The 589-nt window shown below is 49.5% G+C and carries 1 tRNA gene and 2 rRNA genes; all 3 read left to right on the top strand.

The annotated features are described in order from the left end of the window. Positions 1-94, top strand: a 16S ribosomal RNA gene (locus NM10_RS12660); the annotation flags it as partial. Positions 95-180: 86 nt separating this feature from the next. Further along, positions 181-256, top strand: a tRNA-Ala gene (locus NM10_RS12655). A gap of 135 nt (positions 257-391) precedes the next feature. After that, positions 392-589 (top strand): 23S ribosomal RNA (locus NM10_RS12650); the annotation flags it as partial.

Genomic DNA, 589 nt, shown 5'->3' with positions numbered 1-589 from the left:
CGCAAGGAGCCAGCCGTCGAAGGTGGGGGCGATGATTGGGGTGAAGTCGTAACAAGGTAGCCGTATCGGAAGGTGCGGCTGGATCACCTCCTTTCTAGGGAAAACCTAAGAAGTCGGCACGGTGGCAATTCATTCATTGTTCAGTTTTGAGAGGTCATCCTCTCAAGAGATAGAGAAGCTGGGGGTGTAGCTCAGCTGGGAGAGCACCTGCCTTGCAAGCAGGGGGTCAGGAGTTCGATTCTCCTCATCTCCACCAAACTTTTTTATCATCGTACCTTGACAACTGCATAAAAATGTTAGAAAATACCTCTTTTTAAAAAGAGATCTTAACGAACCTTGAATTCTTGTTCATCACACCATCCCGTGTGGATGGCGTGATACATGAAAAAATAGTCAAGTAAGTAAGGGCGTACGGCGGATGCCTTGGCCATATCAGCCGAAGAAGGACGCGATAAGCTGCGATAAGCTGCGGTGAGGTGCAAGTAACCTTTGACCCGCAGATCTCCGAATGGGAAACCCGGCAGCAGTAGTGCTGTCATCCTCTATGAGGAAGGCACCGGWGAACTGAACATCTAAGTAGCCGAGGAAA

Source organism: Megasphaera sp. NM10 (assembly GCF_000417505.1).
Taxonomy (GTDB): domain Bacteria; phylum Bacillota; class Negativicutes; order Veillonellales; family Megasphaeraceae; genus Megasphaera; species Megasphaera intestinihominis.
This window is presented reverse-complemented; position numbering and strand designations above follow the sequence as displayed.